This is a genomic window from Pseudotenacibaculum sp. MALMAid0570 (genome assembly GCF_040151415.1).
Classification (GTDB): Bacteria; Bacteroidota; Bacteroidia; order Flavobacteriales; family Flavobacteriaceae; genus Polaribacter.
On sequence record NZ_JBDKWF010000049.1, the window covers coordinates 386,601 to 407,797 of the forward strand.

General features: G+C 32.9%; 13 protein-coding genes. 12 read left to right on the top strand and 1 reads right to left on the bottom strand.

What is annotated here, in order from left to right; all coding sequences use genetic code 11:
- Position 1 precedes the first annotated feature (1 nt).
- Positions 2-2,470, bottom strand: a complete 2,469-nt coding sequence (locus AAON49_RS12165; protein WP_349554950.1) for a DUF5686 and carboxypeptidase regulatory-like domain-containing protein — start codon at positions 2,468-2,470, stop codon at positions 2-4.
- A 160-nt stretch (positions 2,471-2,630) separates the two neighbouring features.
- Between AAON49_RS12165 and queG the strand changes: the two genes are divergently transcribed.
- The 12 genes from queG (at position 2,631) to AAON49_RS12225 (ending at position 20,976) form a co-directional block, all read left to right on the top strand.
- Positions 2,631-3,557, top strand: coding sequence for a tRNA epoxyqueuosine(34) reductase QueG (queG, locus tag AAON49_RS12170; protein ID WP_349554952.1), 927 nt, complete (start codon positions 2,631-2,633; stop codon positions 3,555-3,557).
- Between the two features lie 63 nt (positions 3,558-3,620).
- On the top strand, positions 3,621-5,900 hold the full coding sequence (locus AAON49_RS12175; RefSeq protein ID WP_349554954.1) for an NADP-dependent malic enzyme: 2,280 nt from the start codon (positions 3,621-3,623) through the stop codon (positions 5,898-5,900).
- Positions 5,901-5,930: 30 nt separating this feature from the next.
- The gene (gene ruvA / locus AAON49_RS12180; RefSeq protein ID WP_349554956.1) at positions 5,931-6,512 is read left to right on the top strand and encodes a Holliday junction branch migration protein RuvA; all 582 of its coding nucleotides are present in this window, start codon (positions 5,931-5,933) and stop codon (positions 6,510-6,512) included.
- A 4-nt stretch (positions 6,513-6,516) separates the two neighbouring features.
- Positions 6,517-13,644 (top strand): T9SS outer membrane translocon Sov/SprA, encoded by a 7,128-nt coding sequence (sov, locus tag AAON49_RS12185; RefSeq protein ID WP_502942973.1) that lies wholly within the window; start codon positions 6,517-6,519, stop codon positions 13,642-13,644.
- 16 nt (positions 13,645-13,660) lie between these two features.
- Positions 13,661-14,041: a glycine cleavage system protein GcvH gene (gene gcvH / locus AAON49_RS12190; RefSeq protein ID WP_349554960.1), complete on the top strand. Its 381-nt coding sequence runs from the start codon at positions 13,661-13,663 to the stop codon at positions 14,039-14,041.
- Positions 14,007-14,393 (top strand): VanZ family protein, encoded by a 387-nt coding sequence (locus AAON49_RS12195; protein ID WP_349554962.1) that lies wholly within the window; start codon positions 14,007-14,009, stop codon positions 14,391-14,393. Before gcvH ends, AAON49_RS12195 begins: the two co-directional genes overlap by 35 nt.
- 64 nt (positions 14,394-14,457) lie before the next feature.
- Positions 14,458-15,177, top strand: coding sequence for an energy transducer TonB (locus AAON49_RS12200; protein WP_349554964.1), 720 nt, complete (start codon positions 14,458-14,460; stop codon positions 15,175-15,177).
- Positions 15,178-15,277: 100 nt separating this feature from the next.
- On the top strand, positions 15,278-15,997 hold the full coding sequence (locus AAON49_RS12205) for an energy transducer TonB (RefSeq protein ID WP_349554966.1): 720 nt from the start codon (positions 15,278-15,280) through the stop codon (positions 15,995-15,997).
- Positions 15,998-16,095: 98 nt separating this feature from the next.
- Positions 16,096-16,839: an energy transducer TonB gene (locus tag AAON49_RS12210; protein ID WP_349554968.1), complete on the top strand. Its 744-nt coding sequence runs from the start codon at positions 16,096-16,098 to the stop codon at positions 16,837-16,839.
- A 109-nt stretch (positions 16,840-16,948) separates the two neighbouring features.
- On the top strand, positions 16,949-17,524 hold the full coding sequence (locus AAON49_RS12215; RefSeq protein ID WP_349554970.1) for an acyltransferase: 576 nt from the start codon (positions 16,949-16,951) through the stop codon (positions 17,522-17,524).
- A gap of 4 nt (positions 17,525-17,528) precedes the next feature.
- The gene (gene remB, locus AAON49_RS12220; RefSeq protein ID WP_349554972.1) at positions 17,529-19,583 is read left to right on the top strand and encodes a gliding motility outer membrane protein RemB; all 2,055 of its coding nucleotides are present in this window, start codon (positions 17,529-17,531) and stop codon (positions 19,581-19,583) included.
- Between the two features lie 79 nt (positions 19,584-19,662).
- On the top strand, positions 19,663-20,976 hold the full coding sequence (locus tag AAON49_RS12225) for a galactose-binding domain-containing protein (RefSeq protein ID WP_349554974.1): 1,314 nt from the start codon (positions 19,663-19,665) through the stop codon (positions 20,974-20,976).
- The last annotated feature ends 221 nt before the right edge of the window (positions 20,977-21,197 follow it).

Below are 21,197 nucleotides of genomic sequence, written 5' to 3' on the forward strand. Positions count from 1 at the left end.
GTTAATCAAATAATGTAATTCCAAATAAGAATCCATCATTTTTAATTCCATTAAAGTTAGATCGAACATAGTCAACTCGTAAAAACCTCCATTTTCCAAATCCAATATTATCAATTCCTACTGAGTATTCTGAATACGGCTTTCTTCCTCCTGTAAACAATCCTTTAGCTCCAGCTACTAAGTGGAAGTTCAACTTATTAATCAAAGGAATTTTACCTAATAAGAATCCTTTAAAATTATGTTGAATATGAGCTTCAGCATATTTGTCATTAGTGCTCATCGTGTAGTAATCTAATAAACCAAAGCTATCAACATAACTGGTTGGAGCAAGATTTAATTGATGTCCATTGGCATGTAAATAATCCATAAAAGGAATGTCTTTTTGTTGCAAGAAAATTCCAGAACGGATGTTATATTGAAGATTTCCTACATTTCCTAAAGAGATGTATTGACGCAATCGAGCTAGGAATAAGTCAGAATTGAATTGAGAATTATCGGCTCCAAAAGTTTTTCGATACCCAAGATATAATGAAGGATAGTTCGGATTTCCAACTCCAAATTTACTGTTTGGATACATCAAATATTTCTGCCCGAAAACAATATTTGCCCCTAGATTGAACGTCCATATTCTATGCTCATTAAATGGCGCTGTGTTAGATGTAGGATCGATTGGGTTGTTTGATTGAAAAGACACATCATCTCTACCAAACATCACATAATCTGTAGTGTTAAACAAAGGTTTTCTATTGGCGTATTCTAAAGAAGAACTCATATAAACTCCATTAGCAGTTTCTTGTGAATAAGCAATTCTCGCATATGTTTTTTCGTAGATCTTCATATAGTTACGCTCTCTAACTAAAGAGTAAATAGTATTGTTGATCTGAGAGATCGGATTCCTACCATTAAATTGTGGAGTAGTAATTCCACCAGAAATACTTAATCTAGGTCTCTCAAAATTGTTCCAAGCCTTATTAAAGTAGAAAACAGGCCTTACTTCTTTATCAGAGAATCCATAATTAACACGAACTCCAGCATTCCACCATTTCCCTTTATCGTTCTGTCTTTTAAAATAGCTAATTCTTGAAGATAGATTCCATCCTTGTACGGTATTATAAGAAACATCATCTAACAAACCACTGTAATTAAAAGACCATTTTTCATGTGAGTTTCTATAATTGAAACCAGAGATTAGTGACATGATTTTAAACTTGTTATTCACTCCATCTATAGAATCTAAATACTTTTTTGATTTACGATAAGTCTTAATACTATCTTTTAATGTGTAGTCCTTTACTTCTTCCATAGTTAATGGAACTGGTCTTAAGTTATTCCAATACACAGAGTCTTTTTCTGTAGCATCTTTTTCAAAAGTTAAGATTACATTGGTAAAAGTATCTTTATCAAAGCTAGGATTGAAATTGTATTTTGAGTAAGCAGCAGAGAATCTACCATCTACATTAAAACCTAAGAATCCAAATTGAAAATCGATGGTTTGAGAAATCAATACCCAAGCTTTGTTAGATTCGGCATAATTATAATCTTGCTTGAATCGAAGGTCGCCAATCATGGGAATTCCAATTTGTTTTCCTGAAGTAATTAAATCTACTCCATAAATAGCCCAATCATCCTCCACAATGTAGATAAACCCTTTAAAAATTCGATCTCCATCACGCTTAGGGGTTACAGCAATTTTATTAATTAAAGTTCCATTTTTATCATAAAATGTTCCTTCTAATTTATATCTGTAGTAACCAAAAGCGCCATTAGCTATAGGAGAAACTAATTTATTTTCAGCAATATTTACTGCATTGTCATAGAAATTTATTGTAGCGTCTTCTGCTCTGTTAAAACTAATTCCATTATCTGATCCACTCACCTTAGAAGCGATAATCTTCTCTTTAAAATTTCGAGGTCTTTTCTGAAAAGCAATTTCAGACATTGTTTCAGATAAATAAATAATTCCACTTCTAGTTGAATCCAATCCACCACCAAGATCTCCCAATTTTTGACCTAAGATTTTTTCTGGAGCATTTTTTACTCTAAATAAACCTCTTGAATAAAAACTGGCAGTATATTCAGCTAATTTATCGGTGTTTTTATCCTTAGCATCAATAGCACTTCTAATAATGGCATTGGCAGGATTTTCAGTTGTAGATATTTTTACTTCATCTAACTCAACCTTTTCTTCTTCTAAAGTTGCGTTTAAAGTGTAAGGAAAACTTTGAACATTCACAGATTTTTTAAGAGTCTTATAACCAAGAAATTGAAAAACAATGGTGTAATTTCCAGTTTTTTTCAAATCCAATTCATAGTCTCCATTGTCATTAGAGGTAGTTCCTGTAACTGTTTTATCTAAATAAATGCTTACGAAAGAAAGCGGATTTCCATCAGTATCTGTTACTTTTCCTTTAATCTGAGCAAAGCTTCCAATGGTAATTGTAAAAATAATTAGGGTAATAATTCTTTTCATATGATAGTTTAATAGTTGAGTCGACAAACATAGAGTTTGTATTTAGACGATCTTCTTTAAGTTTTGTTAAACAACTTACAATAAAGTCTTAAAATGTAATGACAACATATTTTAACAAAAGGTTGTTTTTTCTGTACTTTTGAAAGCATAAATCTTTCTATTGAACACAGCAAAACAATACTCGCAGTTTATCAAAAATGAAGCCAAACGCTTAGGGTTCTTAGATTGTGGTATTGCTAAAGCCGAATTTTTAGAGAAGGAAGCACCTCGATTAGAATCTTGGTTGCAGAATGATTATCATGGAAAGATGTATTACATGGAGAATCATTTTGATAAAAGATTAGATCCAACGCTTCTAGTAGACGGGGCTAAATCGGTTATTTCTTTAAGTTATAATTACTATCCTGAAGTTCAGCAAAGAGAAGATTCATATCATATTTCTAAATATGCTTACGGAGAAGATTATCATCATGTTATTAAAGATAAACTCAGAGAGTTGTTGCATTCGATTCAAGAGGAAATAGGAGAGGTTAATGGTCGTGCATTTGTAGATTCAGCTCCTGTCTTAGAAAGAGCTTGGGCAGAAAAAGCAGGTTTGGGCTGGAATGGAAAACACACCTTACTGATTCAGAAACAACAAGGGTCTTTTTTCTTTTTAGCTGAGTTGATACTTGATTTAGAGTTAGTGTATGATCAACCTTTTACAACAGATCATTGTGGTGAATGTACTCGATGCATTGATGCATGTCCTACTGAAGCCATTTTACCAAACTCAACAATTGATGGTAGCAAATGCATTTCATACTTTACTATAGAGTTGAAAGATAATCTTCCCAACGAATTAAAAAAATCCTTTGAAGATTGGATGTTTGGCTGCGATATTTGTCAGGATGTTTGTCCTTGGAATCGTTTTTCTAAAGCGCATTCCGAACCTCTTTTTCAACCCAAAAAAGAATTGCTAGAGATGACAAAAAAAGATTGGCAAGAGATTACAGAAGATACCTTCAGAAAAGTCTTTAAAAAATCAGCAGTAAAAAGAACAAAATTCAGCGGATTTACTAGAAATATCCAGTTTTTAAAAGATTGATATAAAGCGTTTATCTTTTGCCGAAAAGCCTATATTTGTAAGTCACAAACTAACGACTAAATCATGAGTGATTCGAGGAAGAGAAGAGAAGCACTATTATATCATGCAAAACCAAAACCAGGTAAGATTGCTGTTGTTCCTACTAAGAAATACGCAACGCAGCACGACTTATCATTAGCGTATTCTCCCGGAGTAGCAGAGCCTTGTTTAGAGATTGCAAAAGACAAAAAGAACGTTTATAAATACACAGCAAAAAGCAATCTTGTTGCAGTAATCTCAAATGGAACAGCTGTTTTAGGCTTAGGAGATATTGGTCCTGAAGCCTCTAAACCTGTAATGGAAGGAAAAGGACTGTTGTTTAAAATCTTTGCAGATATTGATGTTTTTGATATTGAAGTAGATGCAACAGATGTAGATAAATTTGTAGAAACAGTAAAGGCAATATCACCTACTTTCGGAGGAATTAATCTAGAAGATATTAAAGCTCCTGAAGCATTTGAAATTGAAAGAAGGCTAAAAGAAGAATTAGATATTCCCGTTATGCATGACGATCAGCACGGAACAGCAATTATTTCTGCTGCTGCATTAAAAAATGCTATTGAAATTACTCAGAAAGATATCTCTAAAGCTAAATTCGTTGTAAACGGAGCTGGAGCTGCAGCTATTTCCTGTACTCGATTATACCTAAGACTCGGTGCGAAAAAAGAAAATATCGTCATGTGCGATAGCAAAGGAGTGATTAGAAAAGATAGAGATAACCTTACGCCAGAGAAAGAAGAATTTGCAACAGAAAAAGACATCAACACATTAGAAGAAGCTATGCAAAATGCAGATGTGTTTATTGGATTGTCTAAAGGAAATGTTGTTACACCAGAGATGTTGTTGTCTATGGCAAAAGATCCTATTGTATTTGCTATGGCAAATCCAGATCCAGAAATATCCTACGATTTAGCTTGCGCAACAAGAGATGATATTGTAATGGCTACTGGTCGTTCTGACCATCCTAATCAAGTAAATAATGTGTTAGGGTTTCCTTTTATTTTTAGAGGAGCTTTAGATGTTAGAGCAACAAAAATTAATGAAGAAATGAAGATGGCAGCTGTTCATGCATTGGCAGATTTAGCTAAGAAATCTGTGCCAGAACAAGTAAATATCGTGTATGATGAGGTAAGCCTATCTTTCGGAAAAGACTATATCATTCCAAAACCATTTGATCCAAGATTAATTTATGAAATACCTCCAGCAATTGCCAAAGCAGCAATAGATTCTGGAGTAGCTTCTGAACCAATTGAAGATTGGGACAAGTATCGTGAAGAGTTAATGGATCGATCAGGAATTGGAAGTAAAGAAATCAGACTACTTCATAACAGAGCTAAAAGAAACCCAAAGAGTGTTGTCTTTGCAGAAGCAGATCAGTTAGATGTGTTAAAAGCAGCTCAAAGAGTTCATGAAGAACGAATTGGTCGTCCAATTTTATTGGGAAGAAAAGAAGTGATTTTAGAAATGAAGCAGGAATTAGGATTTAATGCTGATGTTCCTATTATCGACCCAAAAACAGACGAAGAAGAAGAAAGAAGAAATCGTTTTGCAGAGAAGTATTGGCAAACAAGACAACGTAAAGGAATTACACTGCTCCAAGCAAGAAAATTGATGCGAGAACGTAATTATTTTGCTGCAATGATGGTAAATGAGTCAGAAGCAGATGCCTTAATTACGGGTTATGCAAGGCCTTATCCAACAGTTGTTAAGCCAATGATAGAGTTGATTGGAAAAGATAGAGGTGTTACAAGAATAACAGCAACAAATTTGATGCTAACCAAAAGAGGACCGATGTTCTTAGCAGATACAACTATCAATATCAATCCTACAGCAAAAGATTTAGCGAAGATTTCACAGATGACCTATAAGATTGCTAAAATGTTTGGGATGAAACCTAATATTGCTATGCTATCGTTTTCCAATTTTGGATCATCAAATTCAGAGAGTTCTAAGAAAATTCAAGATGCGGTATCATACATACATAGGCATTTTCCTAATGTAGTTGTAGATGGAGAACTGCAAGCAGATTTTGCATTAAATCCAGAAATGCTAGCAAAAGAATTTCCTTTCTCTAAGTTGAATGGCAAAAAAGTAAATGTTCTAATTTTTCCAAATTTAGAATCGGCAAATATTACCTATAAATTGCTAAAACAAATTGATGGATCTGAGTCCATTGGGCCAATTATATTAGGATTTAAAAAACCTGTTCACATATTACAACTAGGCGCTAGTGTGGATGAAATGGTAAATATGGCAGCAGTTGCTGTAGTAGACGCGCAACAAAAACAAAGACAAAACAAATAATTTCTTACTTTAGAAATCTGATAAAGAGAAATGATTACACAAATAAGGGGGAGACTTGTTGAGAAAAATCCAACATATGTAGTAGTAGACTGCTCAGGAGTTGGATATTTATTACATATTTCATTACAAACCTATTCTTCACTTTCTGATGAAGAAGCCATTCGTTTATACACTCATCTTTCTATTAGAGAAGACGCACATACCTTGTATGGTTTCATTACTAAAACAGAGCGAGAAGTTTTTAGATTGTTAATTTCTGTCTCTGGAGTTGGACCTAGTATTGCAAGAACAATGCTGTCATCAATGACTTCTGAAGAGATTCAAAATGCCATTGCATCCGAAAATGTAGCTTTAATACAGTCTGTTAAGGGTATTGGAGCCAAAACAGCGCAACGTGTTATAGTAGACTTAAGAGATAAAATCTTAAAGACCTTTGAAATTGATGAAGTTTCTGTTCATACGAACAATACCAACAAAGAAGAAGCGTTATCTGCATTAGAAGTTTTAGGGTTTAACAGAAAACAATCAGACAAGGTAGTTTCTGCTATTCTAAAAGAATCCCCCGACGAAACAGTAGAACTGTTAATTAAAAAAGCATTAAAGAGTTTATAATCAATTGATTAAATCATACAAATACATTATATGTTTTTTGTTATTTGTTTGCTCAACAAATTTTATTTCAGCGCAAACAAATAATGTTAAGAAAGATTCTGTCCCTGTAAAAAAGGATTCGATAGATCTTAAATACAAATTTAATCACAATCAAACAGGGAACTTACTCTTAAAATACCCTTCAAAGTATGAGGTAATTTATGATAAGGAACTTAACAAATATGTAATTGTAGAAAAGGTTGGAGAGTATTATATCAAAACTCCAATCTTCATGACTCCTGAAGAATATAAAAAGTACAGACTGCAAAGAGATATGCTCGAATACTTTAAGAGTAAAATCAGTGCAAGAAATAGTAAAAATGCAGCTGCAAAAAAGGATTTGCTTCCAACATATTATGTAAATTCTAAATTCTTTGAATCTGTCTTTGGAGGAAACAAAATTAAAGTAACTCCTACGGGAAGCATTAACCTTAAACTAGGTTTTATTTACCAGAATACAGACAATCCACAATTGTCCGAACAAAATAGAAGTAGCTTTACCTTCGATTTTGATCAGCAAATTAATGCTGGGATTACAGCTCAAATTGGAGAACGACTAAAATTAACTGCGAACTACGATACACAATCAACATTTGATTTTCAAAATCTAATTAAATTAGAATATACCCCTACTGAAGACGATATCATTCAAGGAATTGAAGCAGGTAATGTAACCATGCCAATTAAAAACTCTTTAATTAACGGATCGCAAAGTTTATTTGGGGTTAAAACAAAATTACAATTTGGGAAAACGAATATTACCGCGGTTTTCTCTCAGCAAAACTCTGAAAGTAGAACAGTAACTGCTGAAGGAGGAGCCTCTGTTCAAGAATTTGAATTAAGAGCCACAGATTATGATAACGACAGGCACTTTTTCTTATCACAATATTTTAGAGAAAACTATGCCAGAGCCTTACGTCAATATCCATTAATCAGTAGTCCTATCAATATTACAAGAATTGAGGTTTGGATTACCAATAGAAATGCTTCTGTTGAAGACTTTAGAAGTATTGTAGCCTTAGCCGATATTGGAGAAACAGGAACTAGTAACCTTGTAAATTCTAATATTACACCAAACAACGTTGTTTCTGTAAACGGGGTTAACATTCCTACGAATGAATCTAATATTATTTCATCTGTTCTTACACCTACAAATGGAATTAGAGATATAGCAACTGTTGATAATACATTATTAACAACATTTAATATGCAACAAGGAACAGACTATAGCTTGTTGCAAAATGCGAGAAAGTTAGACCCAAACGAGTATACATTGCATCCACAATTAGGATTTATCTCATTAAATAGAAGATTAAATGACGGTGAAATTTTAGCAGTTGCATACGAATATACAGTTGTAGGAGCTTCAAACGGACAAGCGAGTTTTAAAGTTGGAGAATTTTCTAATGATGGAATCGAAGCACCAGATAACTTAGCGGTAAAATTACTTCGTAGTGAAATTTTAACAACAAATAGACCCAATGGTAGCGGTGGAGTTGAACCATTCCCTACATGGAACCTGATGATGAAGAATGTATATGCATTAGGAGCCTACCCATTAGAGCCTAACGGTTTTAGATTTGAAATTCAATACAGAGATGATCAAACAGGAATCCCATCTAACACCTTACAGAATGCAGCCACAACAGGAATAGCTAATACTCCTTTATTACAAGTAATGAACTTGGATAAGTTAGATCAAACGCAATTTCAAACACCAGATGGATATTTTGATTATGTTGAAGGAATTACCGTAAATTCAGAAAATGGATATGTAATATTCCCCGATCCACAACCTTTTGGTAACGGATTAGAATCTTCTTTAACAGCACAATCAGACATTGATACGTTTGTATTTGACGAGTTATATTTAGATACCAAAATTAATGTAAAGAACAACAATCAGAACAAGGATAAATTCCTTTTAAAGGGATACTTCAAATCTCAAAACAGCACAGGAATTCCTTTAAATGCATACAATGTTCCTAGAGGATCTGTAAAAGTTACGGCTGGAGGAAGACAATTGGTAGAAGGAGTAGATTTTGTAGTAGATTATATTGCTGGTAAAGTACAGATTTTAGATCCAGGATTACAATCTTCTGGGATACCTATTCAAGTATCTACAGAAAATAATTCTGTTTTTAATCAACAGAGAAAAACGTTTATGGGTGTTGATATAGAACACCGATTTAACGAGAATTTTATTTTAGGAGGAACCGTTTTAAATGTTAACGAAAGACCTTTAACTCCAAAGGTGAATTTTGGTTCAGAACCAATCAACAATACAATGTTGGGATTAAACTTAGATTTCTCAACAGAAATGCCTTTGTTTACAAAATGGGCAAATAAACTGCCTTTTGTAGATACAGATGTTCCATCAAATCTATCTGTAAGAGCAGATATGGCTTACCTAATTCCGGGATCGCCAAGCGGAATTGATGTAACTGGTTCTGCAACCGCTTATGTAGATGATTTTGAAGCATCTCAAATACCCATTAGCTTACTTACTCCTTTGCAATGGTATACGGCAAGTACACCAGACACACCTACCTTTCCAGGGTTTAATGGAAATTTAAGTAATGACATAAGGTATAATGAACAAAGAGCTAGGTTAGCTTGGTATAATATAGATCCTATTTTTTATGGAGCTGGAAATACTCCTGGTAATATTGATGCAGATGCATTGTCAAGAGACGAAACAAGACAAGTAAACTTTGATGAGTTATTCCCAAATCAAGAATTAGATGTAACTCAGCAAACGTTAGTAAGAACTTTAGATTTGGCATATTTTCCAAGTGAAAGAGGACCTTATAATTTTGATACAAACAATATTGTAGACCCAAATAACCCAACTACATTTACAAACCCAGAAGATCGTTGGGCAGGAATTATGAGGCCTTTAACTACCAACAACTTTGAGCAGGCTAATGTTGAGTATATCCAATTTTGGGTTATGGATCCTTACTTAAATTACTCAATCACTAACGCAGAAGGATTACCAACAGGAGTTAACCCACAAGATCCTACAAATCAAGTTGGAGAATTATATTTTAACCTTGGAAATATTTCGGAAGATATTTTAAAAGACAATCGTAAGATGTATGAAAATGGACTCCCTATTGATGGATCTATACTCAATACAACATCTACAGTTTGGGGTAAAGTTCCTACAAATCCGTCTATTATTTATGCCTTTGATGAGAACGATGCTTCAAGAACCAATCAAGATATAGGATTGGATGGTTTTACAGATGCAGAAGAACTTGCATTAGTACAAAATATTTCGCCAGTTCTAGCCAATTTACAAGATCCAGCCTCAGATAACTACCGTTACTATAGAGGTAGTGAGTTAGATGCTATAGACGCTTCAATTATTACTCGTTATAAACTCTTTAACAATACACAAGGAAACTCACCTACATTAAATCAATCTACAGAGTCTTTTCCAACATCCTCTACAACATATCCAGATGTAGAAGACATTAATAGAGATCAAACGATGAACACTGTTGAGAGCTATTTTGAATACAAAGTATCTTTAAATAGAAATGATTTAGTAGTTGGTCAAAACTTTATTGTAGATCAAAAAGAAACTCAGGTAACATTAAACAACGGAGCAACGCAAACAGCTCGTTGGTATCAATTTAGAATCCCAATCCGTAGCGGAACACCTATCAATAACATCTCTGATTTTAACAGTATTCGTTTTATCAGAATGTACCTAACAAAATTTAAAATGCCAGTTGTATTACGTTTTGGAGAATTAGATTTGGTACGTGGAGATTGGAGACGTTACACGAGAACTTTAGACCCAGCTATAAATCCAGATCAAGAACTTACACAAGCTGAGTTGAATGATTTTGAAGTGGGGGTTGTGAATATAGAACAAAATGAAGGTAGATATGTATTGCCTCCAGGAATTATAAGAGAAAGATTACAAGGAAGCACCACAGTTCAACAACAAAATGAACAATCGGTTTCGCTAAAGGTAAATAACCTGCCACAAAACAAGATCAGAGCGATTTATAAAAACATTAGCATTGATTTACGTAGGTACAAACAATTAAAAATGTTTATCCATGCAGAACCAATTTTAGTAGGTGGTGTAACTGACGATGAATTGTCTGCTATAGTTCGTTTAGGAACCGATTTAAACGATAACTTTTATCAATTAGAGATTCCTTTAAAAGTATCGCCAAACGGAAGTTTAGTTCCATTAGACGTATGGCCAGAAGCCAATAATTTAGATGCAACTTTAGAGCAGTTAGGAAAATTAAAACTAGCTAGAGATGTAGCTAATGAGCCTATTAATGAACTTTACCCAGCTTCTGGAGCAACAGACCCAACGCAATTAGTTCTAAGAGTAAAAGGAAACCCAACGTTGTCTCAAATAAGAACTGTAATGTTAGGAGTTCGCAATAACTCAAACTTAGATAAAAGCGCAGAGATTTGGTTCAATGAATTACGTTCTTCTGGTTTTGATAATGATGGAGGTTGGGCAGCTGTAGTAAGCGCCGATGCTAATTTCGCTGATGTTGCTAACGTTTCTATGACAGGTCGAATGCAAACTGTAGGTTTTGGAAATGTAGAAGACAGAGTAAGTCAAAGATCTTTAGATGAATCAAAACAGTACGACGTTTCAACCAGCATCAATTTAGGAAAAATGATGCCTAAAAAATGGGGCGTAGAACTTCCGATGAATTATAGCATTGGAGAACAGTTTATCGATCCGAAGTTTGATCCTCAATACCAAGATGTAGAATTAAAAGAAGTTGAATCAGCAGGCTTAAGTGATGGAACTCCAAGAGGAACCGATGTTTCAAGAGATTATACCAAAAGAAGAAGCATAAGCTTTATCAATGTTAGAAAAAATAGAAACCCAGAATCTTCAAAAAAACCGAAGTTTTATGATGTAGAAAATCTATCTGTATCGTATGCTTTTAATGAAGAAGTACATCGTGATTACAACATAGAAAGAGCAGTTAATAAAAATGTAACCGCTTCTGCATCTTATAATTTTAATTTTAAGCCAAAATTCTTTGAACCTTTCAAAAAGACAAAACTCTTAAAAAGCAGGTATCTAAAATTGATTAAGGATTTAAACTTTAATCCAATTCCAAAAAACATTGCGGTAAATTCTAGAATTAATAGAAGTTTTAATGAGCAACAATCAAGAAATCTAGTACAAGGGTTATCTGCACAGCCTAAACTAACTCAAAGACGTTTCTTGTTTGATTGGGATTATACAGTAGCTTTTGACTTTACGAAATCTTTAAATGTAACTTTCAATGCAACAAATAGTTTTATCTATGATGCTTTTGGAAGTAATGAAGAACTAGAGATTTTTGATAATTTCTTTAACATTGGAAGACCTACGAATTACAATCAAAAACTAACAACTACTTATAGAATCCCGCTAAATAAAATTCCGTATTTAAATTTTATTTCTGCAGACTATGCTTATACAGCTGAGTTTGATTGGAGTGCTACATCTCAAGATTCACAAATAAGAGATCAGATCGGAAACTTAATTCAGAATGCAAACAATCACAATATAACTGGGTCTTTTAATATGTCAAGACTCTACAGAGATCTTAAGTTAGAGAGCTTATTTGTAAAGAAAAAGTCATCATCAACCAATCCAGGATTGCCAGGAGCGCCAAAAGCGCCAGGTCAGGTTAATTCTAAAAGAGATAAGAAATCAGTTGGGCAAAAAATACTCAAAGGATTTTATGATGTACTAACATCCGTAAAAACAGTAAATCTTAGTTATACAGAAAACAATGGGCAACTATTACCGGGGTATGAACCAGAAGTTGGGTTTTTAGGAAGAGATAATTTCGGAGGAGGTTTAGCGCCATCAATAGGATTTGTTTTTGGAAGTCAGATAGACATCAGAAATAGAGCCTTAAACAGCGGTTGGTTAGTGGATCCAAGAGGAACAAATGATGATTATTTTGATAAAACCTATAGCAGAACGCATAGAAATAATTTAGATTACGGATTTTCTTTAAAACCAGTAAAAGACTTCAGTATAGAAATTACTGGAAATAAAATTAGAACAAGAAACCTTTCACAACAATTAGATATCATTCCAGATCCGATTGACTTAAATAATCAAAACGGAATTATAAACCCTGATATCCCAGCATTTGTTAGTGGAAACTTCAGCACAAGTTACTCGATGTTCTCTACAGCATTTAAAGACGGAGATCAATTATTTCAAGAGTTAAGAGCAAATCGAGATAGAATTGCTGCGAGATTGATTACAGAAAACCCAACTGCAGATCCAACAGCTTTCGGACTAAATAGCCAGCAAGTATTGTTACCGGCATTTCTTGCTACTTATTCTGGAAAAGACCCTAACAAAGTTAAATTGGGCCCATTTAGAGATATCCCAATTCCTAACTGGACGATTCGCTATACTGGGTTGATGAAATATAAATGGTTTAAAAAGAACTTTAACAGTTTTAGCTTAACGCACGGATATAGATCTTCATATACAGTGTCAAACTATACAAGTAATTTGCAATACGATACAACAGAGCTTTTAGGAGGAGTAAATCCTTTAAGTGGCAATTACAACCCTGAGCTTCTTATTTCAGCTGCAACATTAATTGATGAGTTTAATCCTTTGGTAAAAGTAGAAATGAAAATGAAAAATTCATTCTCTTTCAAAGGAGAAGTAAAAAGAGATCGAACACTTACAATGAATTTCAATAATAGTACTTTAACAGATATCAAAGGAACTGAATATATATTTGGATTCGGATATGTGTTTAAAGATGTAAAAATGAAGACCTCTTTTACAGGAAAAAAACAAACGCTAAAAGGAGATATAAATCTTAGAGCCGACCTTTCTCTAAGAGATAATATAACACTTATAAGATCTGTAGCAGAAGATAACAACCAAATTAGTGGTGGGCAAAAATTATTTTCGTTAAAACTAACGGCAGATTATAGATTAAGTAGTAATTTAACAGCGTCGTTTTATTACAATCATCAAACGTCTAGATATGCAATTTCAACAACATTCCCTAGACAGTCAATAAACGCAGGATTTAATTTTATATATAATTTAGGAGGAAACTAAAAAAACTATTATTACAATGAACATTCCAGCTGATTTAAAATATACAAAAGACCATGAGTGGATTAAAATTGATGGAACTACCGCTACTGTGGGAATTACAGATTTTGCTCAAGGAGAATTAGGAGACATCGTTTATGTTGATGTAGACACTCTTGATGATAATGTAGACAAAGATGAAGTCTTTGGTTCTGTGGAAGCTGTTAAAACTGTATCTGATTTGTTTATGCCACTTTCTGGTGAAGTCGTAGAGTTTAACGAACAATTAGAAGACGAACCAGAATTAGTTAACAAAGATCCTTATGGAGATGGATGGATGATTAAAATCGCCATTTCTGACGAGTCTGAAATAGAAGGATTATTAGATGCTGAAGCGTATAAAGAGCTTATTGCTGGATAAAGCAATATATTTTGCTTTATTAATTACAATTACTTTAACGGTATTGAGCTTTATCAAAGTCCCAGTTAAAGGGTTGTCTGTCCCTTTTTCAGATAAGACCTACCATACAATTGCGTATTTTTTTCTAACGCTTTCTTGGCTATACACTTTTGTAAAAAAAGTTAATATTATATCTGTTGTTTGGTATGTGTTATTAGGATGCTTTATTTACGGCACAATTATTGAGGTTTTACAAGGAACTATTACACCTTATAGGACAGCAAGTTATCTCGATATAGTTGCAAATTCTGTAGGGATTATAATAGCAACTTTAGCATTTCATTTGTTCGAAAAAAAAATTCGCCTTATTTAATGTTAAATATTGTAAATCATATAATAATTTAGTTAAATTAGCGAACTATTAAAAACTTTCAGAGATGGAAATTAAGAAAAACCCAAAGGCAAATCTAGAAAACTACAGCAAGTTGTTTATGCAACTAGGTTTGGTTTTAGCCCTTTTTATTACTTATGTGGCAATAGAAAAGAAAACCTTTGATCGTCAATTTGGAGACTTAGGTGATGTTGTAATGAATGCCGATTTAGAAGAAGAAATTCCAATTACAGAGCGTATTGAGCCTGAAATTCCAAAAACTCCACCACCACCAACTCCAGAAAAAATTGAAGTTGTTGAAGATGAGAAGGAAGTTGAAGAAACTGTAATCGAATCTACTGAAACTGATGAAACTGAAGCTGTAGAAGTAGAGGAAATTGAAGAAGTAGAAGAAGCAGAAGAAGTAATTGAGGATGTACCTTTTACAATTATTGAAGATGTACCTGTATTTCCTGGATGTAAAGGAAACAAAGCACAACTGAAAGCTTGTTTCAATAAGAAAATGCAAAAGCATTTTGGTAAAAAGTTTGATTCTGATCTTCCAAATGAATTAGGTTTATCACCTGGAAAGAAAAGAATTATCATGCTTTTCAAAATAGATAGACAAGGAAATATAGTAGATATTAGAGCTAAAGCTCCACACCCAAGATTACAAAAAGAAGCAATTAGAATTATCAAATTACTTCCTAAAATGACTCCTGGAAAACAAAGAGGAAAACCAGTAGGTGTGAAATATACACTTCCAATGAGAATTGACGTAGAATAAAAATCTACCTAAAGAATATCAAAAGCCCAACTTAGAAAGTTGGGCTTTTTTGTTGGCATATAATTTGCATTATCTAAGAGAACTATTAAAAATCTTAAAAATGCAAGTAAAGAAAAACCCAAAATTCAATTTAGAGAGTTACAGTAAATTATTCATGCAAATAGGCTTGGTGTTGGCACTATTCATAACCTATACAGTTATTGAAAAGAAAACCTTTGAGCGTCATTTTGGAGAATTTGCTGATGTAACAATGTTAGGCCCTATAGAAATAGAACCTCCTATTATAAAGCCAAAAGAGCCTGAAGTTCCAAAAGCAAAACCTCAAATTCCAACAGAACCAAAAGTTGTAGATGATGAAGAGGATGTTGTAGAAGACATATTAGATACAACTGAAATTAATGAAGATGATGCAATAGAAATTGAAGATATTGTTGAAGAAGATGAACCAGATGATGATATCATAGAAGATGTGCCTTTTCATGTGATTGAAGATGTACCTGTTTTTCCTGGGTGTGTTGGAAATAACGAAGCGTTAAAAGACTGCTTTAATAAAAAAATGCAAAAACACTTTGGGAAAAAGTTTAACTCAGACCTTCCCAATGAATTAGGCCTATCTCCAGGAAAGAAAAGAATTACAATGTTATTTAAGATTGACCATCAAGGAAATATTGTAGATGTTAGAGTAATGGCGCCACACCCAAGGTTAGAAAAAGAAGCGAAAAGAATTATCAACCTGTTGCCAAAAATGACTCCCGGAAAACAAAGAGGAAAGCCAGTAGGAGTTAAATATACACTACCAATGAAAGTGTTAGTAGAATAAATACGATTTTAAAATATTAAAAACCCAACTTTTAAGTTGGGTTTTTTGTTGGCATATTATTTGTTTTCATAAAGAAATAAACCATTAAAAAAATAGCTATGATTCCACAGAAGAAACATCCTAAAAAACAATTAGAAAAATATTCGATAATCTTTATGCAAATATCTCTTGTACTTGTACTTTTTATAGTGCATGTTCTTATAGAGAATATTATTGCCGAAAAAAGAATAGCAATTGTGCAAAAGCCTTATGAAATGGATGGATTATTTGATAACCTCCCTATAGATGTAATAAGATTAGAAAAACCTCCCCAAAAACAGACGAAAATTCCAGCACAAGAACCTAAATCCTTTGACAAAATAAAAAAGGGAAATCCGCCAAAACTAATATTGCCTAAAGTAAAACCTACACTCAAAGTTACGCCTACAAATAATTATACAAACACGCCCAAAGAAAATATTGCAAAAGCAAAACCCATCCCTACACCAAGTTATTACAACTACAAAATGGTCGTTCCTTTATTTAAAGGATGTAAAGACCTTAGTTTAGAAGAGAATAGAGCTTGTTTTGATAAGAAAATGAAAAACTTTATCAATAAAAAGTTTGACATAAGCTTAGCTGAAAACCTAGGATTACCAAAAGGGAACTATAAGATTTATGCTCAATTTATTATCAATGAAAAAGGAGAAATAACAGATGTTCAAGTAAGAGCACCTCACAAAAAGTTACACAAAGAAGTTCAGAAAATAATTCATAAACTACCTCAATTCACACCGGGTAAAGTAGGTGATAAAAATGTTAAGGTAAGATATTTACTTCCGATTAATTTTAAAGTCGATTAAAAAGCAGCTAAACAGCTGCTTTTTTTATAACAATAACAAGCATTTCCTAGAAGAAGATTTCAATAATTGTTGTATTTTCACAGCAAAACAAGGTATAACTTAATTTTATATGAAACATTATTTTTCTCACGAAACAGCTGTTATAGATGAAGGTTGTGAAATAGGAGAAGGAACTAAGATTTGGCATTTTAGCCATATTATGCCAAACTGTACTATTGGTAAGAACTGTAATATAGGCCAAAATGTAGTGGTTTCACCAGATGTTATCTTAGGATCAAATGTGAAAGTTCAAAATAATGTATCTATATATACTGGAGTTGTATGTGAAAACGATGTATTTCTTGGTCCTTCAATGGTTTTTACAAATGTAATTAATCCTAGAAGCGCAGTAAATAGAAGAGGTGAGTATTCTAAAACAACTGTCAAAAAAGGAGCTAGTATTGGAGCTAATGCAACCATTGTGTGTGGAAATGATATTGGAGAGTTTGCTTTTATAGGAGCAGGAGCAGTAGTTGTTAAAGAAGTACCTCCTTATGCATTAGTAGTTGGAAATCCTTCAAAACAAATAGGATGGATTAGCGAATATGGACATCGACTTGATTTTAACGAACAAGGCTTAGCAACTTGCCCAGAAAGTAATGAGGAATATAAATTATCTAATGATAAAGTGACAAAAATAAGCTAGTACTATGAAAAAACTGTTCTTTTTCTTTTTCCTGACTTCTTTTCTTGGTTTTTCACAAGACAAGAAATACCCAGTTTTTGATGAATGTAAAGGGGAAACACTTGAATTAGTAAAAGATTGTTTTTTTAAGATGACCAAAGAAACATTCTACAATTACTTCCAAGAGCCTCCAATTATCGAAAATGAAGGTTTTAAAGGAGTTGTAAATGCAACTTTTATAGTTACTAATAAGGGAGAATTCAAACTTATTTATGTAAACTCTCCATACAAGGAATTGAAAGACGAAGTTGATAAAGCATTTAAAAAATTTCCTAAAATAACTCCTGCCAAATACAACAATCACAGTGTAGAAATGCAGTTTATTTTTCCTTTAGTTTTTCCTTTAGAAGAAGATCCAGAGCCCGAGATTGTATATAATTATGAGCCGCAAAAAGAAAACATCAACGAAGTTGTAAAAAAACAATCATTTAAAGATATTCAATTTCCAATTCATACAAGTCAATTGAATATTCCATTTACTCATCAAAGATATGTTGATTATGAATATGCAATGCACAAGAATGGAGGACATACTGCTGCAAAACCATATTTGTATAATGATATCAATCAATTAATCAATTTAGATTCAACCAAAACTCAATTCTTAAAACCTGAAATACAAACTTGGGTGGGAAGAAAGTTTTGGAATGAACACCTATTGTCTATTCAAGAAGAAGATTATTGGTTTACCTTGGACTTCTTATTAGATTTCCAATTCGGAAAAGACAATTCAGATGTCTCCTTTACCTATAATAATTCAAGAGTACTTCAGTTAAATGGAGGATTAGGAAAACAACTTTCATTTACCGCAACCATATATGAAAGTCAAGGAAGATTTGCAGAATATGTTAATCAATACATAGAAAACCCATCATTAAATTTTAGACCTGCTTTCTCTGAAGGACTAGTTCCCGGAAGAGGAAAAGCTAAAGGATTTAAAGAAGATGCTTTTGATTATCCAGTTGCAGAAGGGTATCTATCTTATACCCCTAATCAATTTCTTCAATTTCAATTTGGACATGGTAAGAACTTTATTGGAGATGGGTATAGATCCTTTGTACTTTCAGATGTGGCGTCTCCATCGTTATATTTAAAAGGAAAAGTAAATTTCTGGAAATTTCAATACACCAATCTTTGGATTTGGGGAAGAGACCTTCGATTCTCAGCATTATCTAATAATGAACATGCACGTAAATACATAGCAATACATTATTTGAGTATTAATATTACAGAGAGATTTAACTTAGGTCTTTTCGAAACCGCAATTTCTACAGGAGAGAATGGAATAGATGCTGCTTTTCTTAACCCGTTAATTTTTTATCGTTCAGTAGAATTTAATCGAGGCGAAGATTCGGGGAATGCTATGGTAGGTCTTACAGCTAAATACAAAGCATCAGATCAAATTTCATTATACTCTCAGTTAGTAATTGATGAATTCTCAGTAGGTAACCTAACAAATTTAGGAGATTGGAGAAACAAATTCTCACTACAACTTGGCGCTAAGTATTTTGATGCTTTTGATGTAGAAAACTTATACCTACAAGGAGAGTTCAATTATGCTAGACCCTATACTTTTGCTCATAGAAATCCTGTGTTAAATTATGCAAATTATAATCAACCACTAGGACATTTATGGGGAGCTAACTTTTGGGAATTGATTGGAATAGCCAGATATAAAAAAGATAGGTGGAGCGGTAGCGCGAAGCTGATAATTGGTAAAAAAGGATTTGACCTCCCTGATGAGTTAGTTAGCAACGGAGGAGATATTTTTCAATCCTACGATATCAGATTAGGCGATACAGGAAATTCTTTGGCCCAAGGAAATGCGGCAACAATTTTTAATATTGATCTTCAAGGAAATTATTTATTAAACCCATCTAATAATCTGAGTCTATTTGCTGGGTTGAGTTATCGTAACTTTTCTATTGATACAAACACCAATGGATTCTCTAATGGCACCAACACTTGGTTCAGAATAGGAATTAGAGCAGACTTATTTAACTGGTACTTTGATTTTTAGGAATCAAATGAATAAAAAAAATTACTAATTTAGTAAGGCTTTTTCATTCATTACTTTGTATTTTATTGAAAAACAGACAATGAAAATATTTGAAAAACATAATTTAATCATTCAGATATTAGGATGCTTTTCGTTGCTGATTTTTCTATGTTTTAACACTTCATTTACAATCGATTTAAATAACAATGTTGAATCAAGTGAACTGCAATATGATACCTTAGAACCTGTTCAGCATGTTAAAATGTTAGACTTGAGAGGATTTAAAGCCATTCAAAGTTCAACTAAATATGGATCTGGTGCAAAATTCGCTATTGATGGAAATACGGATTCGAATTTTAAAGAGTATGACCTTTTTAATTCTGTAACCTGTACGCAAAGATGGGCTAATCAATGGTGGCAAGTTGACTTAGAAATGCCCACACATATTGATCATATTATTGTTTGGAATCGTACCGATGGTAATGTAGGCTACAGATTGAATAATTATATACTAGAAATTTTTGATGAATTCGAAAATATAGTTTTTAGTTATAGGCATAAACATAATTATGAGGGGAGAAACTCTTTTGTTAGAGATACCGTTTCTAGAATTAATACTATTGGAAGATATGTAAAAATTAGAATTGAAACTCCTCCAGAAAAGAGAATAGAAGTATTAAGTATTTCAGAAGTTCAGATATTTGCTTTCCAACAAGATAAATACAGTACTACAGAACCTGTTTACTTAAAATCGAATGCTAGAGATAAACAACTTGAAGATTCTTTTATTACTATTCAAAAACCTGAAGTAAAAAGCAAAAAAGACAGGAGCCCTTCACAAAAGTTCGATAATTCTTCTAAGAAGAGGGAAAGCCCTATTCCTATTGATGATGGTAATGCATTAAAGGCAGTAGTTAAAGAGGCCGATTATTCTAATATAGTAAAAGACACCAGAAGTTTGAAATTATTAGATATAACAAAATTTACTGCTATTCAAAATTCAACAAGATACGGAGCCGGAGCTGGCTTTGCTATTGATGGAAATACAAATTCAGATTTTATGGAGTATGACTTGTTTAATTCTGTAACCTGTACACATTCAGGTTACAATCCATGGTGGCAAGTCGATTTAGAAACTACTACGCAAATTGACCAGATTATAGTTTGGAATCGTACCGATGGTAATGTAGGCTACCGATTAAATAATTATATTCTTGAAATTCTAGATGAAAATAAAAAAGTATTATACAGTTATCAGCATAAACATAATTTCAAAAAAGGAGCTAGTTTTATAAACGATATTATATTTCCTGTTAACATTTCTGGCAGGTATGTTAGAATAAGACTAGAAACTCCTACAGAAAAAAGGAATTTAAGTATAGCAGAATTACAATTGTTTGCTTATTCAAAATAGCAGATATTTACGTTAAATGCATCTGAGATATACTCTTGATTAAGAATTATTTTAGTACACTCTGTAAAATAAATTCTTCTAGGAAGATTACTTAATGCGATTATTGTTTTTAAATTGTTTCTGGTATATTTGAATTTATAGAAGAAACAATAACAAATTATTTTAGTTTAATCGTGAATTTTAAGTCCCCACTTAGATTCTACTTAATATTTTTATTGCCC

Bases quoted from the DNA above. Each gene is read 5' to 3' on its own strand.
- AAON49_RS12165 (WP_349554950.1), bottom strand. From the start codon at position 2,470: ATGAAAAGAATTATTACCCTAATTATTTTTACAATTACCATTGGAAGC.
- AAON49_RS12175 (WP_349554954.1), top strand. From the start codon at position 3,621: ATGAGTGATTCGAGGAAGAGAAGAGAAGCACTATTATATCATGCAAAA.
- ruvA (WP_349554956.1), top strand. From the start codon at position 5,931: ATGATTACACAAATAAGGGGGAGACTTGTTGAGAAAAATCCAACATAT.
- gcvH (WP_349554960.1), top strand. From the start codon at position 13,661: ATGAACATTCCAGCTGATTTAAAATATACAAAAGACCATGAGTGGATT.
- AAON49_RS12195 (WP_349554962.1), top strand. From the start codon at position 14,007: ATGCTGAAGCGTATAAAGAGCTTATTGCTGGATAAAGCAATATATTTT.
- AAON49_RS12200 (WP_349554964.1), top strand. From the start codon at position 14,458: ATGGAAATTAAGAAAAACCCAAAGGCAAATCTAGAAAACTACAGCAAG.
- AAON49_RS12205 (WP_349554966.1), top strand. From the start codon at position 15,278: ATGCAAGTAAAGAAAAACCCAAAATTCAATTTAGAGAGTTACAGTAAA.
- AAON49_RS12210 (WP_349554968.1), top strand. From the start codon at position 16,096: ATGATTCCACAGAAGAAACATCCTAAAAAACAATTAGAAAAATATTCG.
- AAON49_RS12215 (WP_349554970.1), top strand. From the start codon at position 16,949: ATGAAACATTATTTTTCTCACGAAACAGCTGTTATAGATGAAGGTTGT.
- remB (WP_349554972.1), top strand. From the start codon at position 17,529: ATGAAAAAACTGTTCTTTTTCTTTTTCCTGACTTCTTTTCTTGGTTTT.
- AAON49_RS12225 (WP_349554974.1), top strand. From the start codon at position 19,663: ATGAAAATATTTGAAAAACATAATTTAATCATTCAGATATTAGGATGC.